This is a genomic window from Clostridium gallinarum (assembly GCF_014836325.1).
GTDB lineage: Bacteria > Bacillota > Clostridia > Clostridiales > Clostridiaceae > Clostridium > Clostridium gallinarum.
Genome location: NZ_JACSQZ010000010.1, coordinates 1 through 17,777, shown reverse-complemented (window position 1 = coordinate 17,777; position 17,777 = coordinate 1). Strand labels below are relative to the sequence as shown.

The window sequence follows — 17,777 nt, the reverse complement described above, 5'->3', positions numbered from 1 at the left end:
AATAAATTAATTTAAGGGTGGGATAGAAAAATGGTGCAAGAAAAATTATTTGAAATTCTAGATAATAGATTTGGAAAGACATTAAAAGAAGCAAGTAACGAAGAAATCTATTTAGCTTTATTAGAATTAACAAAGAATTCAATTAAGAAAAAGGGTAAAAACAGAGGAAATAAAAAACTTTATTATATTTCAGCTGAATTTTTAATTGGAAAATTATTATCTAACAATTTAATTAATTTAGGTTTATATGAAGATGTTAAAAAGATTTTATCGGAAAATGGAAAAGAGCTTACAGAAATTGAAGAAATAGAGTTAGAACCTTCATTAGGAAATGGTGGACTTGGAAGACTTGCAGCCTGTTTTTTAGATTCAATTGCAACTCTAGGGTTAAATGGAGATGGGATAGGATTAAATTATCATTTTGGGTTATTTAAGCAAGAATTTCAAGATAATAAGCAAAAAGCTGTAAAAAATCCATGGATAACTAGTGATAGTTGGCTAAATAAAACTGATATAAAATTTGAAGTTCTATTTGGCGGGTTTAAAGTAGTATCAAGCTTATATGATATTGATGTTACTGGATACAATAAGGGATGTAATAAACTTAACTTATTTGATATAGATACTATAGACGAAACTTTAGTTAAGGATGGAATAAATTTTGATAAAGAAGAAATAAAGAAAAACTTAACTTTATTCTTATATCCCGATGATAGTGATAAGGCTGGACACTTACTAAGAATTTATCAACAATATTTTATGGTAAGTAATGCTGCACAATTAATATTAACGGAAGCAGAAGAAAATGGATATGACCTTCATAAACTATATAATCATGTTGTAATACAAATAAACGATACACATCCATCTATGGTTATTCCAGAATTAATAAGACTTCTAGGGGAAAAAGGTATTGAAATTAATGAAGCTATAGAAATAGTAAGTAAAACATGTGCATATACAAATCATACTATATTAGCTGAAGCATTAGAAAAATGGCCTATAGAATATTTAGATAAAGTTGTACCACAATTAATGCCTATAATAAGAGAATTAGATAATAGAATAAAGTTAAAATATAATGATGAAAAAGTACAGATTATAGATAAAGATTCTAGAGTTCATATGGCACATATGGATATTCACTATGGATTCAGCGTAAATGGAGTTGCTGCACTTCATACAGATATATTAAAAAATGAAGAACTTAAGCCATTTTATAATATATATCCAGAAAAGTTTAATAATAAGACTAATGGTATAACTTTTAGAAGATGGCTAATTCATTGCAATAATGAACTTTCAAATTATATAGATGAATTAATTGGAGAAGAATATAAATTAGATGCTACAAAGCTAGAAAACTTATTAAAGTATGTTGATAATAAAGAAGTATTAAATAAAATAGAAGAAATTAAAAAAAGTAATAAAATAGAACTAAAGAATTATCTAAAGAAAACTCAAAATATTGATATTGATGAAAATTCTATATTTGATATTCAAATTAAGAGACTTCATGAATATAAGAGACAACAAATGAATGTATTATATATAATTCATAAATATTTAGATATTAAAAATGGTAATATTCCAAAAAGACCAATTACAATGATATTTGGAGCTAAAGCAGCACCGGCTTATATAATTGCTCAAGATATAATCCATACTATTTTATGCTTACAAGAAATAATAGAAAATGATTCAGAAGTAAATAAGCACTTAAAAGTTGTAATGGTAGAAAACTATAATGTAACTGCTGCATCTAAATTAATTCCAGCTTGTGATGTTTCAGAACAAATTTCATTAGCTTCAAAAGAAGCTTCAGGAACAGGAAATATGAAGTTTATGTTAAATGGTGCATTAACTTTAGGAACTGAAGATGGAGCAAATGTTGAAATCCATGAATTAGTTGGGGACGATAATATTTATATCTTCGGTGAATCAAGTGAAGAAGTTATTGAACATTACAAGAAAGGTGATTACGTTTCAAAGAAATATTATGAAAAAACAGAAATTAAAGAATTAGTTGACTTTATAGTTAGTGATGAAATGTTAGCTGTTGGTGATGAAGAAAATTTATCTAGGCTTCATAAGGAATTAATTAATAAAGATTGGTTTATGACATTATTAGATTTAGAAGACTATATCAAGACTAAAGAAAAAGTATTTAAAGACTTTGAAGATAGAGATACTTGGAATAAAAAAGTTTTAATAAATATAGCTAAAGCAGGATTTTTTTCATCAGATAGAACTATTGAAGAATACAACAAAGAAATATGGAAACTATAGATAAAAATGCAAACATTTTTATAATGAAAAATTAAGAAGGAAGAATGTAGAATTAAGGAAAAAAATCCTTCGGATTTTATAAGAGGTGCTGCGCACCAATATAAATTAAGTTTTGCTGTGCAAAACAACCTTAATTTTACATTCTTAATTATACATTATACATCTTAAGATTGCTTCGAAATCTTAACTTCTCTTTCTGGAATTTTAAAGTTTAAGTATTCCTCTATTTCTTCTAAAATATCATAGTTTTTAGGGTCTGTAATAAGGCATGTATAACCACTATCACCAGCACGGGCTGTTCTTCCTATTCTATGTATATAGCTTTCAACATTTTCAGGAGCATCATAATTATATATATGAGTAACTCCTGTAACGTCAATACCTCTTGAAGCTACATCTGTTGCTATTAAGAATTGTATATCACAATTTCTAAAAGCTTTCATTATTTTTTCTCTTTTGTTTTGAGGAACGTCGCTATGTATCTTAGAAGCTATAATACCTTTAGCTGCAAGTTTAATTTCTAATTCATCAGCACGTCTTTTAGTTCTACAGAAAATTATAGCCATAAAAGGATTATCCTCTTCTATAATTTTGTATAAAGCATCAACCTTCCATCTATCAGTAGTTTTAACAACTTCTTGTTTTATATTAGGAATTTCAGATTCTTCATTTTCTGTAATATCAATAATATCTGGATTATCCATATATCTATAAGCAAGTTTTTTAACTTTAGAATCTATTGTAGCGGAAAAGCAAAGAGTTTGAACTTTTTTAGGAGTATAAGACATTATTCTTTCTATTTCATTTTTAAAGCCCATTAAAAGCATTTGATCTGCTTCATCTATAACAACTGTAGTAAGATTATTTAGTTTTATACTTTTTCTTTCCAAATGATCTAATAATCTTCCAGGAGTAGCAATAATAATATTAATACCATTATTAAGCTTTTTTAATTGAGACCCAACATCTTTACCACCATAAGCAGCTAATATTCCTAAATTGTTTATATTATATTTGTTTGATTCATCACTAATTTGGATTGCTAATTCTCTCGTAGGAGATAAGATCAATACTTCTGTATTTTTAGAATTAGGATCTATGCTTTGTAAAATAGGAAGTAAAAAAGATAGGGTTTTACCAGAACCAGTTTTAGATTTTACTATTAAGTCAGTTTTATTAATAACCATAGGAATCACTTCTGTTTGGACTTTAGTAGGACTTATTATCCCATTTTTCTTTAATAAGTCAGTTAATTTATTATCTATTTTTAAATTTATAAAATTCATAAATATTTCCTTTCGTTGAATCAATATAAATAGAGAGGAGCTTGGTATCCGGCGAAAGACAACCCAAGCTCCTCAAGTAATTAGCACTTACGTACCAACTGCTTAAATAGAATAACATTAAATTAAAAAAATAGCAAGAAAAATTATTATTTTTTAGGAAATTATATCTCTTTTTTATTTGGCTTTAAATCTTTTTCTTTTAAATAGAGCTACAAAAGCTATGCTTAATAGTAAGAATAATATATATCCACCAAATTCAAGTAATTTACTTTTGATATTTATCTGATTATTAGAAAATCCATTCATATTAGAAGGTCTTTCTTGGTTATTATTTATACCTTGTTGTTTATTATTATCATTATTAGGTTTTTGAATTGAATTTTCTTGTGTATTACTTGTTTCATTATTAGTAGTAGGATTTTGCATTTCACCCTGATTATTTGTAGGATTTTCTGTACTAGAACTAGTATTTGAATTTACAGTGTTACTATCATTAGGTCTTTGCATTGGTCTTTGTTGTTCAGTATTACCTTCTACATTGTTATTAGTAGGAGGTTGCATTTGACCTTGATCATTAGTAACCATATTATTTATTTCACCATTATTATCTTTAGTATTTTCTATACTAGCACTAGTAGTTGTATCTACATTATTAGTATCAGTAGGTTTTTGCATATTCATGTTTTTATCCTTACCACCACCACCTTGGCTACCCATTGCTGTTAAGTTAACAGTAGTTTCAATAGTTCCATAGGAAGTTGACGGTTGAGTTCCTTCAAGTTGAGCGGATATACTTTTTGCTCTATCAATTCCAAAGTTTATTAACTCAGGAAGTGAAGCTTCATATTCTTCATAAGTATAGAATGCTGTAGGATCATTTTTTACATATTCAGATATAAGAGAATTCACTGAGTTTATTGTATTTTCATAAGTTCCATCATTAACGTAATCAACAATTTCTTGAAGATATTTATGATAAGTTTCTTTATATTCATCAACTTCTAATAATTTTTCTATTAAAGGACTATTTCCAGTAGTATCTGTAACAGGAGTATCTATTGGGAAGTTTATGGCATTGCTAGCACTTCCAACAGTAAATCCTCCAAAGGATAGATTGTAGTCCCAAGGAAGTATTTCAAAAACACCATCTCTTTCATAAAGATAATAATTATGTTTCATATTAGAAGCATAGCTATCTAAATTTACAAGGAAAGTATTTACTGCAAAATACCTAAGAATTTCATCTACATTAAGGTATTCTTCTAAGTTAGTTCCTTCATTAAGATTTTTAATCATTTCAATAACTTTATCTTCATCTGAATCGGTAGTTGTATCAAATACAGCACTGTCAAAAATATCTGAGTATGATTCTTTATTATCATCGGTGTAAACTAAGCTTCCACCATTAGAGGAACCCATTCCTCCGCCTCCACCCATCATACCACCTCTAAAGCCATTAATATTAGCTTGATTTCCTTGAGTAGTATTATTTGTTGGAGTATCGGTTGTATTATTATCGTTATTAGTTAAGGTGTTAATATCACTTGTATTTGAATTATCTTCACTTAGCATATTACCCATATCAGGAGGGATAGAATTATCTCCACTTGGCATACTGTCCATATTAGGAGGATTAGCATTATCTCCACTTGGTATATTGTCCATATTAGGAGGATTAGTATTATCTCCACTTGGCATATTGTTCATGTTAGGAGAGTTAGCATTATCTCCACCTGGTATATTACTCATATCAGGAGGATTACCCATATCTTCATTATTCATATTAGGTTTCATATTTTCATTATTATCTTTGTTTCCGCCCATTTCCATGCCATCAGGTTTATATAGATTTCCTGATAAAGAGCCATAATTTCTTTCTATGAATTCTTCTTCAATTACTTCAACTGCAAAATATAATCCCCATTCTTCACCATTAATTGTTATATTAGTAAAGGCAAAGGCTGGAGTTGGAACTCCCATTTTATCTAGTAAGTCGTAAGATAAATATTCTTTCATATAAGTTGCATCAGAAATAATATTATTTAAGACAAATTTACTTAGCCCATCCATATTTTGTCCATCTACATATTCATCAAATTTTACTTTAAAGCTATATCTATCAGTAGTATCATCACTTGCAACTGTAGAAAGACTTGAATTTCCTTTTGCTCTAATACCAACATTATAATATTTAGTTCCATTTACGGTTATATTAGCATTTATATATTCTTCATCTGTAGCATTTTCTAAAAGATAATTCCAATTATCTTCATCAACTTCTATATCTATTTCAGTTATATTTTCTTTATTTAAAACAGTATCAAGATATTTAAAATTACTAGAAGATACAGTATTTGCAATAGTTATATTTTTAGATTTTATATAAAATAAAGAAGTGAAAAATATAGCTATAGCTGTTATTGTAGCTATAATAGTATTTATATATTTATTTGAAATCATTTCATAACACCACCTTAAGGGTTAACTCATATAGTCACCATTGTAGCTTACTAAAACAACGTTATTAACTCCTTCTAATTTATTAATTTCATTTACAAATTTAGTTGACATTTCTTTTAATTTTATTTCAACAGTAAGCTCTATACCATTACTAGCTGATACAGTTTTTGATTTAATAACATGTTTCTTTACTGATTTATTAATATTGTTCATTACTAAATTTTCACTATGTTCATCTTCACAATTTATTACTAAAATATAAGGATTGTCTGTACTTTTCTTATTAACAAATACAAGCATTATAATTCCTATAAATACAGATCCAAATACAGCAAGAGGAATAAGTCCAGCACCAAGAACTATACCAATACTTACTGACCAGAAAACAAAAGCAATATCTAATGGTTCTTTAACAGCAGATCTAAATCTCACTATAGATAAAGCACCAACCATACCAAGTGATAACACAACATTTGAAGTTACAGCTAAGATTATAAGCGTTGTTACTAAAGTCATAGCAACTAAAGATACACCAAAGTTCTCAGAGTACATAACTCCTCTAAAAGTCTTTTTATAAACTAAGAAAATAAATAATCCTATTGCAAAAGCAAGTCCAAGAGCAATAACCATATCAAGCATATTAATAGATGTTGTTTTTTCTAAAAAACTAGATTTAAAAATATCATTAAAAGTCATTTTTGTTACCTCCAAAATATAAATTATACTGTAAATAATCTACAAGCTGCATATTTTGAAACTGCAGTTTGTCTACGTGTATTGGTTTGTACAAGATCCCTAATAATATCAGGGAAAAAATTATCATATTTAATTTCTAAAATTATAGGATTGTCATTTACTAAGCCAAGGGTTGGTAGATTTGGGTCAAAAATATTCGTAGAATATAGACCGCTTTTTATATTATAATCAAATGTTATTCTTACATTACCAGCATTAAATATATAAGCTTCTCTAGTATAATCAACTATAGTTTTAGGTTTAAGACATTGATATTTTAATTTACAATAAAATTCTTTAAGTACATCTTTATTAGAATCTTTTAAAAATTCAATATCTCCATTTAGTATTTTTTCACATTCCTCTTTAGTTAATGTAGCAGAAGATTTATAGCATAATCCATTTGATTTACTTTTCTTTTCAAGCCTTATAAAAGAGTGATTGTGGTTATAAAATCTAATTCTAAATTTTTCTCTATTATTAATACCACTTATTTTCTCCATTAGAGCTTTGTCATTAAAATTATCAAAGTATAAACTTCTTATATGATAAATACCACTATCACCTGCATTTTTGTCTAGAGTTGCAAAAGTCTTTAATCTATTTTTTATAGATATATAGTCTGCTAGGGTAATAAAAACTTTTATTTCATGTCTAGGTTTCACCATAAATTATCACCTCCTGTTCGAAAACAATATTAATTTAATAAGCTTAAATTAATCTTAAATTTAAAAAAATAAAGATTTTGTACGAATTTAATTTTTTAATTTTATTTTAAGATTTCTATGATAAAATCGTAATAAGTTAGTAAAATAAAGTTTAAAATATACTATATTTTGATAATATAGTGGTTTATAGGAGGTAATTATGAAACTACTTTTAATTGAAGATGAAAAAGAGCTTTCAGAAGCTTTATTTCAAATATTAACTAAAAATAAATATTCTGTTGATACTGTCTATGATGGTGAAGATGGGCTTGATTATGCATTAACAGGAATATATGATGTTATAATTTTAGATATAATGTTACCTAAGTTAGATGGATTAAGTTTATTAAAGAAAATAAGAAAAGAAGGAATATTAACACCTGTAATAATGCTTACGGCAAAAAGTCAAATAGAAGATAGGGTAACAGGATTAGATTTAGGAGCAGATGATTATTTAACAAAGCCCTTTGCAGTAGAAGAATTACTTGCAAGACTTAGATCAATTACTAGGAGAAAAGGGACTGTTATTAATGAAAATATATTAACTTACGGGGATATGAGATTAAATATAAATACTTATGATTTAGATGTTAATGATGAAAGTATCAGGTTGACATTAAAGGAGTTTGAAATTATCAAATATTTTATGGAAAGGCCTAAATGTGTGGTTAGTAAGGATGATTTAATAACTAAGCTTTGGGGATTTGACTCTGAAGTAGAATATAACAATATAGAAGTATACATTTCATTTTTAAGAAAAAAATTAGCTTATTTAAATTCTAAGGTAAATATAGTTACAATAAGAGGTGTTGGTTATAGATTGGAGGATTAACTTTGTTTGATAAGTTAAAGAAAAAGTTTATATTCATTAATATGTCTTTATTAACATTAGTTTTTATAGTTATCTTTGGAAGTATATATATTTTTACAACTATAAGTATGGATAGAGAATTAGAGCATGAATTAAGAGGGCTTATATATAATCAAAAAAAGCCAGGACTTGATATGCCAATGTTAAGTAGCAGTATAATTATAGAGTTAGATTCTGAAAATAATATAGCAAAGGTTTCAACATTTATGGAGGTTGAAGAAGAATCACTTGAAAATACTATATATGAAATAATAAAACAGGAAGATAAATATGGAAAAATTAAGTTAGAAGGAAGTAGTTATGGTTATCTAAAGGATTATAGTACAAAGGGAATTAAAATAGCTCTTATGAGTAGGCAGCCACAAATGAATGTATTAAATAATCTTTTGAAAGTGTTTATATCAATTGGAAGTATAAGCCTTATTTTATTACTTTTAATAAGTATTTATTTAACTAATAGAACTATAAAGCCTATAAAAGAAACTTTTGAAAAGCAAAAGCAGTTTATAGCAAATGCTTCCCATGAGCTAAAAACTCCATTAGCTATTATAAAAACTAATAATTCATTAGTATTATCTAATAAGAGTGCTACTGTTGAAAGTCAAGGGAAATGGCTTAATTATATTAATAACCAAATAGAAAGAATGTCAGAGTTATTAGATGAAATGTTAACTTTAGCAAAATTAGATACTAATAAGGAACTTAAAGAGTTTTCAGAGTTTGATTTTAGCAAATTAGTAAATAATATTTTATTAACTTTTGAAGCAGTTATTTTTGAAAATAGAATTCAACTAGAATCTAATATTTTAAAGGATATTAAGTTAAAGGGAGATAAAGAAAGCATAAAGAGAGTAGTTATAATATTACTTGATAATGCTATTAAATATACTAATAAAAATGGAAAAATTAATGTGGACTTAGTACAAGAAAAAAATAAAATAAAACTTAAGGTGAATAATACTGGGGAAGGAATAAAGAAAGAGGATTTAGAAAAGATATTTGAAAGATTTTATAGAGTAGACTCATCAAGAGCAAGAGAAACCGGGGGATATGGTTTAGGATTATCTATAGCTAAATCTATAGTAGAAAGTCATAATGGAAAAATATATGCTGAAAGTAATATTGGGAAAGATACTACATTTATAATAGAATTTAATAGTTAATAGCTTTTTAAAGGCTAAAATAATTAATAATCTTTATTGAAATTTTCATACTGTGGAGTTAAAATTGTACTAGTCAGTCAAATGTATAATATTTAAAGTAGCAAAAGGAAAGAGGCAGTATGAAAAACATAATTAAGGTATTTAAGAGAGATTTAAAAAGTATTGTAAAAAATCCAATAGCTTTAATCATTGTGGCTGGTGTATGCGTTATACCAGCCTTGTATGCATGGGTAAATATAAAAGCATGTTGGGATCCATATGGTAATACAAGTACAATGCCAATAGCAGTAGTTAATAATGATAAGGGAGCTGTAGTTCTAGGTGAAGAAATAAATGTTGGACAAGAGGTTGTTGAGGAACTTAAACAAAATAATAATATAGGCTGGAAGTTTGTTAGTAAAGAAAATGCTGATGCTGGAGTAGTGGATGGAACTTACTTTGCATCTATAGAAATTCCAGAAAGATTTTCTGAAGATTTAGTTAGTATAACAACAGATAAAGCTAATAAGGCTGAAATAATTTATAAATTAGACACAAAGGCTAATCCGGTAGCAGGTAAAATAGCTGGAGTAGCAGAAGAAACATTAATAGATCAAATAACTACTAATTTTATTGAAACAGTAAATAAAAAAGCTTTTGAAAAAATTGATGGTTATCAAGAAAAAGTTGATAATAATAGGGTTGATATAATAAAGCTTAAGGATCTTATAATAACAACATCTAAAGGGATAGATTCTGTTATAAATGTTTTAGATGGTGTAAATTCAAATGCTGGTAATTTAAATAACTATCTAAAAGAAGTTAAATCAACATTACCTTTATTAGCAAGTGGAATATCATCAGGTGAATCTGTAATTCAAAATGCACAAAATTTAATAAAAACAACAACAGATAGTTTTTCTAATTCTATTTACATATTAAATCAAAACCTAAATCAAAGTAAAATTAGCGTAGATAGAATAATATCCATATTAGATACTATAAGTAGTACTAATAGTACAGTAGAAGTTAATAGTAAATTAGGAGATATAAAAAATACATTAACTTCAATAAATGATTCAACAGATTCTAATATAAATTATTTAGATGCTATAAATGAAGAAACTCCAAATGAGGCTATAGCACAAAATATTTCAGAGATGAAAGTATTACAAAGTAATATTAGTGAACAAGAAACTTTAGTTGAATCAATTTGGAATAATTATTCTAGTGGAAATAAAGAAAATGAAGAAGTTATAAATCAATTAAAGGAAAACTTAAAACAAATTTCTAAAAATATTGAAAGACTTCAGAATAATTTTGAAGATACAACGGTTCCAATTTTAAATGATATAAATAATAATTTAGTTGATGCTACTAAAAAGGCTTATGAACTTCTAGATGATTCACAAAAATCTGTTAATGGGATAACAAATTTATTAAATACAGCAGAACAAGGAAGTGGACTTGCAACTAAGGTTTCAAGTGATCTTTTAGAACAATTAGAATATTATAAAGATGATATTAAAAGCTTAGGAGAGAAATTATCTAAAATAAATGATGAAGACTTAAATGGTATTCTTGCAATATTGCAAAGTAATCCAGATATGATTTCTAATTTTATTTCAGATCCTTTTAATATTAAAGAAGTAAGTGTATATTCTGTACCTAATTATGGTTCAGCAATGACTCCGATATACTCAGTTTTAGCATTATGGGTTGGGGGCTTAATATTAACTTCAATTTTAAAAACAGAAGCACCTAAAATTGATTGGGGAAATGAGATAAATATAAGAGAAAAACACTTTGGAAAAATGTTTACTTTTATACTATTAGCATCCATACAAGGGGTTATAATAGCCTTAGGAAATATATTTTTATTAAAAGTATACTCTGTATCTCCTATTTTAATGGTTATTTTTTCTATAGTATCAGCAATTACATTTTCAATAATAATTTTTACAAATGTATCTTTACTTGGAGATGTAGGAAAAGCTATAAATATTGTTTTGATGATACTTCAATTGGCTGGTTGTGGAGGAAGTTATCCAATACAGGTAGATCCTCTTATATTTAGAATATTACAACCATTTTTCCCATTTACTTATGCTGTAGGTGGATTTAGAGAGGCTATTGCAGGACCGCTTGTAAGTAGTGTAATTTTAGATATAAGTATTTTATTACTATTCTCAATACTTTATGTAATTTTAGGTTTTGTATTTAAGCCAAAATTAAAAAGTGTAGTTAAAAAATTTGAGTTAAAATTCCATGAGTCAGGAATAGGAGAATAGTGAGGTTAAATTATGAAGATGTTATTTAGAATATTTAAAAGAGATTTACTTAAAATTAAAAGAAACTATGCAGCAATAATAATAGTTATAGGGCTTTGTATCATTCCTTCATTATATGCATGGATAAATATATATGCATGTTGGGATCCATATGCTAATACAAGTAATTTACCAATTGCTGTAGTTAATAAAGACGAAGGCACAGTGGTGAATTCTGAAGAAATAAATGTAGGCGAAAAAGTTATAGAAAGTTTAAAAGAAAATAAATCTATAAAATGGGAAATGATAGATGAATGGCAAGCAAATAATTTATTAAATCAAGGAACATATTATGCAATAATAGAAATACCAGAAAATTTTTCAAGTGGATTAGTAAGTTTAACAACTAATAATCCTAAAAAGCCAAGTATAGTATATAAAGTAAATGAAAAAGCAAATGCTATAGCAACTAAAATAACTAATGTGGCTAAGGATAAACTTACAAAAGAAATAAAATCAAATTTTGTAGAAACAGTAAATTCAGAAGTATTTAGTGCTCTAAATGATATAGGAATAGAGTTGGATAATAATCGTTCAAAGGTATTATCTATAAAAGATGTTATTAGTACATCAATAGTTGACTTAGCAAGTATACAAGATTATATAAATACATCTGCTAAAGATTCAGAGAGTTTAAAAGAATATATTTATAGTATGAAAAATGATTTGCCTATTATTACTGAGCAAATTAATAATTTACAAAAAGCTACAGAATTAAGTAAGGACTTAGTAAATGAAAACAAGAATAATTTAACTACTATAAATAAAGATATTAATAATATTATTATAGAGCTTCAAACTTTATCTAAAAAAATTGATAATTCATTAGATAATATAAAGGTATCATCTGCTACAAGGGATGAAATAAATAAGAATTTAGATGAAGTTTATAATTATATCAATGAGATGAAAAATATAATTGATATATCAATTAAAGAAATAAATGAGATTAATGAGAAAATAAATAATGAAAATTTAAATAAATTAGTAGGAGAATTAAAAAATCTTAATAATATTTTAAATAATCAACAAAATTCCATTAACGAATTAAAAACATTAGTTAATAATGGTATGGCAGGGGAAGACTTAAGTAAGAAAATAGATTCAATTATTAAGGTTAATGATGAAGTTATGAATAATATTGTTGGTGTTTCAAATAATTATTATAAAAATAGCAGTAATGTTATCAACAATATTTCAGATGAGTATACTAATAATTTAGATAGTTTAAACTCTATCCTTGAAACTTCAAAGATAATAGTTCCACAATTAAATGCATTAGCAAACTATGGAATAGCATCAAGTAACGAGGCTATAGAGGATGCAGAAGAGTTAAGTAACAAAATAGCTGATATTCAAAAAAGTGTTTCAGAGTTAGATTCTAAGTTAGAAAATTTAAATGATGAAAGTTTAGATCAAATAATTGAATTACTAACAAAAGATTCTAGTGAAATAGCCGATTTTATATCATCACCAATAACTGTTAGTGAAGTTGATGTTTATGGGGAAGGAATATTTGGTGTAGGGCTCACTCCATTTTATTCTGTTTTAGCAATTTGGGTAGGTGCCCTTTTAGCAGGAGCATTATTAACAACAAATTGTGAGGATTTTGAGGATGGAAAGCAACCTAATATGCTTCAAAGACATTTTGGGAAAATGCTATTATTTTTAAGTATAAGCCTAATTCAATCATTTATAATAATTTTAGGAGATTGGCTACTACTTAAGGTTCCAGTTTATAATGTACCACTTTTATTTGGATTAGCAATGTTAACATCAATTACTTTTACAATAATAATATTTACTTTAATTTCTGTTTTAGGAAATGTAGGTAAAGCTATAGCTGTTATAATAATGGTATTCCAAATAGCAGGTGCAGGAGGGATATATCCTATTCAAACAAACCCAGAGATATTTGGTATTTTATATCCACTTTGGCCATTTACTTATTCGATAAATAGTTTTAGAGAAGCTATATCAGGACCAGTTTGGAAAAATGTTACTACAAATGTAAATGCACTTTTAATATATTGTTTAATTTTTATTATTATTGCAGTACTAAAGAAGCCATTCCATAAGTTAATACATTTTATGGAGCATAAATTTGAAGAGGCAAATTTATAGATTTTATATGAAAAGCTAAGAGGAGATGTTATGGAAGATAGAGAGTATATAGAAAAAGAAGCAAAGATGATTTATAGATATATAATTCAGGATAATGAAAAGTTTGATAGTAAAAAGCAATTATATGCACGCATATTAAATAGCATAAAAAATACAGCTCAATGCGATATAGGAGGAATAGAAAATTTAGACTTATCCTTAAATGAAATAAAAAGTATAATAAAAGAAATTGTAGAAAGTTAAATAATAAGAACTCAGCTTTGGGCTGAGTTCTTATAATATCATTATAAAAGTGCCAATAGTAATAAATATACCACCTATAACTGTTTTTACACTAGCAGCTTCTTTTAATATAACAAATGCTAAAATCATAGTTATAACAACACTAAATTTGTCTATAGGAACTACTTTAGAAGCTTCTCCAATTTGTAAGGCTTTATAATAAAATAGCCAAGAAAGACCTGTAGCAATTCCTGATAAAACTAGAAATAGCCAGCTTTTTTGAGTTATATTGCTAATTTGACTTATGCTACCATTTATTAAAACAATTCCCCAAGCCATTATTAAAACAACTACAGTACGTATTGCAGTAGCTAGATTTGAGTTTATGTTTTCAATACCGACTTTAGCTAATATAGAAGTAAGGGCAGCAAAAAAAGCTGACAGTAAAGCGTAAATAACCCACATATGAATAACTCCTTTTGATTTAATTATTTTTAACAATATAAATGGCCTCCATATATAATATAATTTTGTTATTATTATACTATAGTGATAAGTATTAGAAAAGGTGATTAATTATAAATTTTAATAAATAACAATAACTTTTTATTATGTAGAATATAAATAAAAAGTAGTATATAATTAATTGAGAAATTAAGGAAAAATATACATATATTTAATGATTGTAAAATTTAATTAAATATAGAATATTAAAAGATATATACAGGGGGTTATTTTATGAAGGTATCAAATTCACAGTTTTTAAATAATAGTAAGCCTATAATTAAAAAGCTTATTAATATTTTATCAGAAAGCTATAGTTATGTTTCAGTTTTAGGAACAGATATAAATTCAAAAAGATATGCAGTTAATAAAATGGGAATATTAATAGGGGATGGCTTTTTAGGGGAAAGAGGGTTTGTTGTAAGAGTACACAATGGAGTAAATTATAGCGAATATTCATTTAATGAAATAAGTGAGGATAAATTAAATAGTATTGTAGATGAAATAAAATCTAAGTTAAATAAAGTATCTGAATTTAATTCAAAGAACTCATATGAAGTTATAAATGAAGAGGAAATAGTGCAAAGTTATTTAGGGGAAGTATTAATAGATCCTAAAGATATTACTTCAGAGGAAATAATAAATAAATTAATAGCAATAAAGGATGAAGGGTTATCCTATTCAGATTTAATTGTAAATTTTAATATAGCTTTTGAGACAAGTCATATATCAAAGATGTTTATTTCAAATAAAAAAGATTTAGATCAATCATATATAATAAGTCAATGTATGATGTTCTCAATTGCTAGAAGAGAAAATAATACAAAATATTATTATGATTCTTATTCTGGGTTAAAAGGTTTTGAAGTTGTAGAAGAAGCAAAAGCAAATGTAAAAAAAATAGTTGATCAAAGTATAAAACTTTTAGATGCTAAAAGTGTAGAGCCAGGCGAATATGATGTTATATGCGCTCCAGATATTACAGGATTAATTGCACATGAAGCCTTTGGACATGGAGTAGAAATGGATATGTTTGTAAAGGAAAGAGCAAAAGGGGCAGAGTATATAAATAAGGTAGTAGCCTCAAATTTAACTACAATGCACGATGGAGCAGCTGCAATTAAAGATGTATCTTCTTACTTATTTGATGATGAGGGAACAATTGGGACAGATACAGTAATAATAGAAAATGGTGTATTAAAAAATGGTATATCAGATTTACTCTCAGCATTAAAATTAGGAACAATACCTACAGGTAATGGGAAGAGAGAATCTTTTGAAAGAAAAGCTTATTCAAGAATGACTAACACATTTTTTGAACCTGGAAATGATAAAGTTGAAGATATGATAGCTTCAGTTAAAAAGGGTTATCTTATTGAGAAGATGTATAGTGGAATGGAAGATCCTAAAAATTGGGGAATGCAATGTATTGCTTTAGTTGGAAGAGAAATTATAGATGGAAACCTAACAGGAAATTTAATATCACCGGTGTATATGACTGGGTTTGTTCCAGATATATTAAAGTCAATTACTATGGTTTCAGACCATATGGATATGGAAGGATCAGGATACTGTGGTAAGGGATATAAGGAGTTTGTAAAAACATCTAATGGTGGGCCATATATAAAGGCGAAAGTGAGGTTAGGTTAATGATAAATATAATAAAAAATATAATTATAAATAATAAAAATATTGATGGATATAAAATTACTGAGCAAAAAGTTGAAGCAAATGAACTTTTTCTAGTTAAAAAAAGTGTTGATATGGATAGAGCAAAAGATGTACATCATTTTAAAGTAGCAATTTATAAAGATTTAGAAGAGAATGGTATAAAGTATAGAGGAGAAGCAACTATTAATATATATCCTACTATGACAGAAAAAGAAATAGAGTTTGCAGTAAATGAAGCTGTTTTTGCGGCTCAATTTGCAAAAAATCAATACTATCCTTTAGTGAAAAAGTCTAATTTATATAAAAATAATAATGAAAGTAATTTTTCAAAGGAAGATTTACCTCATTGGATTAATGAAATAATAAAAGCGGTATATAAAAATGATATATATGAAAATGGAGGAATTAATTCTTGTGAAATTTTCTTAAATAAGATATATACTCGTATAATAAATTCCGAAGGTGTAGATGTAGAGGGAGTAAATTATAAGTGTATGGTTGAATATATACCAACTTGGATGGGAGAAGATGAGGAAGTTGAACTTTATAGATGTTTGAACTTTTCAAGCTTTGATTCAACTTCTATATCTGATGATGTAGAGGGCATGCTTAATATATGTAAAGATAGGGCTAGAGCAGTTAAAACACCTAATATGGGTAAAATACCAGTAATATTAACAAGAGGAGCAGTCCCAGAAATATTTTCATTTTATACTTTTAAAAGTAATGCACAAGCTATCTATCAAGAAGAGTCTAATTGGAAAGTAGGAGATAAAATCCTAGGAGAAGATGTTTTAGGAGATGTTATTTCTATAAAAGTTGATCCATTTATGAGTAATTCAACAAAATCAAACTTTTTTGATGAAGATGGTTTTCCATTAGAAGATGTAACAGTAATAGAAGATGGAGTATTAAAAAATTATATTGCTAGTAATAAGTATGCTTATTATTTAAATATTAAACCAACAGGAAATATCAATAACTTTATTATTTCAGGTGGAAGTAAAACTATTGATGAATTAAAAGAAGAACCTTATCTAGAAATAGCAGCATTTTCAGATTTTACAGTAGATAAACTAACAGGGAATTTTGGTGGTGAAATAAGACTAGCATGGTATTTTGATGGTAGTAAAGTTACTCCAGTTACAGGTGGATCAATTTCAGGTAATATAATGGAATTACAAAAAGAATTATATTTATCTAAGGAATTACAAAGAGAAAATAACTTTATAGGTCCAAAGGCAATAAAATTAATGAATGTTACTATAGCTACTAATTAATTTAATTATAAAAATTTAATAAACTTATAAATAAAAAAGGAGCCATAACACTTAAAGTAGTGTTAGCTCCTTTTTAATATATAGACCAGTTATAAAAAGTCAATACTTTTTTAAAAAATTCTTTTATTAAATAAGGGTATACTTAAGAAACCATAT

Annotated in this window: 13 protein-coding genes; 8 read left to right on the top strand and 5 right to left on the bottom strand. The window is 26.6% G+C overall.

The window, feature by feature from the left end:
• The first annotated feature begins 30 nt into the window (after positions 1-30).
• A complete protein-coding gene (locus tag H9660_RS04305; RefSeq protein ID WP_191748895.1) occupies positions 31-2,289 on the top strand; it encodes a glycogen/starch/alpha-glucan phosphorylase in 2,259 nt (752 codons plus the stop codon).
• Positions 2,290-2,453: 164 nt separating this feature from the next.
• On the opposite strand, the gene H9660_RS04300 is transcribed toward H9660_RS04305, so the two are convergent.
• The 4 genes from H9660_RS04300 to H9660_RS04285 all read right to left on the bottom strand — a co-directional run bounded on the left by H9660_RS04300 (position 2,454) and on the right by H9660_RS04285 (position 7,438).
• Positions 2,454-3,575 carry a DEAD/DEAH box helicase gene (locus H9660_RS04300; protein WP_191748893.1) on the bottom strand — a complete coding sequence of 374 codons (1,122 nt, stop codon included), beginning with the start codon at positions 3,573-3,575 and terminating at the stop codon, positions 2,454-2,456.
• Between the two features lie 174 nt (positions 3,576-3,749).
• Positions 3,750-6,035 carry a CotH kinase family protein gene (locus H9660_RS04295; protein ID WP_191748891.1) on the bottom strand — a complete coding sequence of 762 codons (2,286 nt, stop codon included), beginning with the start codon at positions 6,033-6,035 and terminating at the stop codon, positions 3,750-3,752.
• Positions 6,036-6,056: 21 nt separating this feature from the next.
• Positions 6,057-6,731 carry a DUF4956 domain-containing protein gene (locus tag H9660_RS04290; RefSeq protein WP_191748882.1) on the bottom strand — a complete coding sequence of 225 codons (675 nt, stop codon included), beginning with the start codon at positions 6,729-6,731 and terminating at the stop codon, positions 6,057-6,059.
• Positions 6,732-6,754: 23 nt separating this feature from the next.
• Positions 6,755-7,438 (bottom strand): polyphosphate polymerase domain-containing protein, encoded by a 684-nt coding sequence (locus H9660_RS04285; protein WP_191748880.1) that lies wholly within the window; start codon positions 7,436-7,438, stop codon positions 6,755-6,757.
• Between the two features lie 199 nt (positions 7,439-7,637).
• Between H9660_RS04285 and H9660_RS04280 the strand changes: the two genes are divergently transcribed.
• From H9660_RS04280 to H9660_RS04260, 5 genes are all read left to right on the top strand, one after another.
• A complete protein-coding gene (locus tag H9660_RS04280) occupies positions 7,638-8,309 on the top strand; it encodes a response regulator transcription factor (RefSeq protein ID WP_191748877.1) in 672 nt (223 codons plus the stop codon).
• Positions 8,310-8,311: 2 nt separating this feature from the next.
• The gene (locus H9660_RS04275; protein ID WP_191748875.1) at positions 8,312-9,511 is read left to right on the top strand and encodes a sensor histidine kinase; all 1,200 of its coding nucleotides are present in this window, start codon (positions 8,312-8,314) and stop codon (positions 9,509-9,511) included.
• A 119-nt stretch (positions 9,512-9,630) separates the two neighbouring features.
• Positions 9,631-11,781 (top strand): YhgE/Pip domain-containing protein, encoded by a 2,151-nt coding sequence (locus H9660_RS04270; protein ID WP_191748872.1) that lies wholly within the window; start codon positions 9,631-9,633, stop codon positions 11,779-11,781.
• Between the two features lie 12 nt (positions 11,782-11,793).
• Positions 11,794-13,944, top strand: a complete 2,151-nt coding sequence (locus H9660_RS04265; RefSeq protein WP_191748870.1) for a YhgE/Pip domain-containing protein — start codon at positions 11,794-11,796, stop codon at positions 13,942-13,944.
• 30 nt (positions 13,945-13,974) lie between these two features.
• Positions 13,975-14,187, top strand: coding sequence for a hypothetical protein (locus tag H9660_RS04260; protein ID WP_191748868.1), 213 nt, complete (start codon positions 13,975-13,977; stop codon positions 14,185-14,187).
• Positions 14,188-14,217: 30 nt separating this feature from the next.
• On the opposite strand, the gene H9660_RS04255 is transcribed toward H9660_RS04260, so the two are convergent.
• The gene (locus H9660_RS04255; RefSeq protein ID WP_191748999.1) at positions 14,218-14,631 is read right to left on the bottom strand and encodes an EamA family transporter; all 414 of its coding nucleotides are present in this window, start codon (positions 14,629-14,631) and stop codon (positions 14,218-14,220) included.
• A 273-nt stretch (positions 14,632-14,904) separates the two neighbouring features.
• Between H9660_RS04255 and H9660_RS04250 the strand changes: the two genes are divergently transcribed.
• Positions 14,905-16,320, top strand: coding sequence for a TldD/PmbA family protein (locus H9660_RS04250; protein WP_191748866.1), 1,416 nt, complete (start codon positions 14,905-14,907; stop codon positions 16,318-16,320).
• A complete protein-coding gene (locus tag H9660_RS04245; RefSeq protein ID WP_191748864.1) occupies positions 16,320-17,621 on the top strand; it encodes a metallopeptidase TldD-related protein in 1,302 nt (433 codons plus the stop codon). Before H9660_RS04250 ends, H9660_RS04245 begins: the two co-directional genes overlap by 1 nt.
• Positions 17,622-17,777: the final 156 nt, after the last annotated feature.

Coding starts and splice junctions, on each gene's coding strand:
- H9660_RS04305 (WP_191748895.1), top strand. CDS start 31: ATGGTGCAAGAAAAATTATTTGAAATTCTAGATAATAGATTTGGAAAG.
- H9660_RS04300 (WP_191748893.1), bottom strand. CDS start 3,575: ATGAATTTTATAAATTTAAAAATAGATAATAAATTAACTGACTTATTA.
- H9660_RS04295 (WP_191748891.1), bottom strand. CDS start 6,035: ATGATTTCAAATAAATATATAAATACTATTATAGCTACAATAACAGCT.
- H9660_RS04290 (WP_191748882.1), bottom strand. CDS start 6,731: ATGACTTTTAATGATATTTTTAAATCTAGTTTTTTAGAAAAAACAACA.
- H9660_RS04285 (WP_191748880.1), bottom strand. CDS start 7,438: ATGGTGAAACCTAGACATGAAATAAAAGTTTTTATTACCCTAGCAGAC.
- H9660_RS04280 (WP_191748877.1), top strand. CDS start 7,638: ATGAAACTACTTTTAATTGAAGATGAAAAAGAGCTTTCAGAAGCTTTA.
- H9660_RS04270 (WP_191748872.1), top strand. CDS start 9,631: ATGAAAAACATAATTAAGGTATTTAAGAGAGATTTAAAAAGTATTGTA.
- H9660_RS04265 (WP_191748870.1), top strand. CDS start 11,794: ATGAAGATGTTATTTAGAATATTTAAAAGAGATTTACTTAAAATTAAA.
- H9660_RS04260 (WP_191748868.1), top strand. CDS start 13,975: ATGGAAGATAGAGAGTATATAGAAAAAGAAGCAAAGATGATTTATAGA.
- H9660_RS04255 (WP_191748999.1), bottom strand. CDS start 14,631: ATGTGGGTTATTTACGCTTTACTGTCAGCTTTTTTTGCTGCCCTTACT.
- H9660_RS04250 (WP_191748866.1), top strand. CDS start 14,905: ATGAAGGTATCAAATTCACAGTTTTTAAATAATAGTAAGCCTATAATT.
- H9660_RS04245 (WP_191748864.1), top strand. CDS start 16,320: ATGATAAATATAATAAAAAATATAATTATAAATAATAAAAATATTGAT.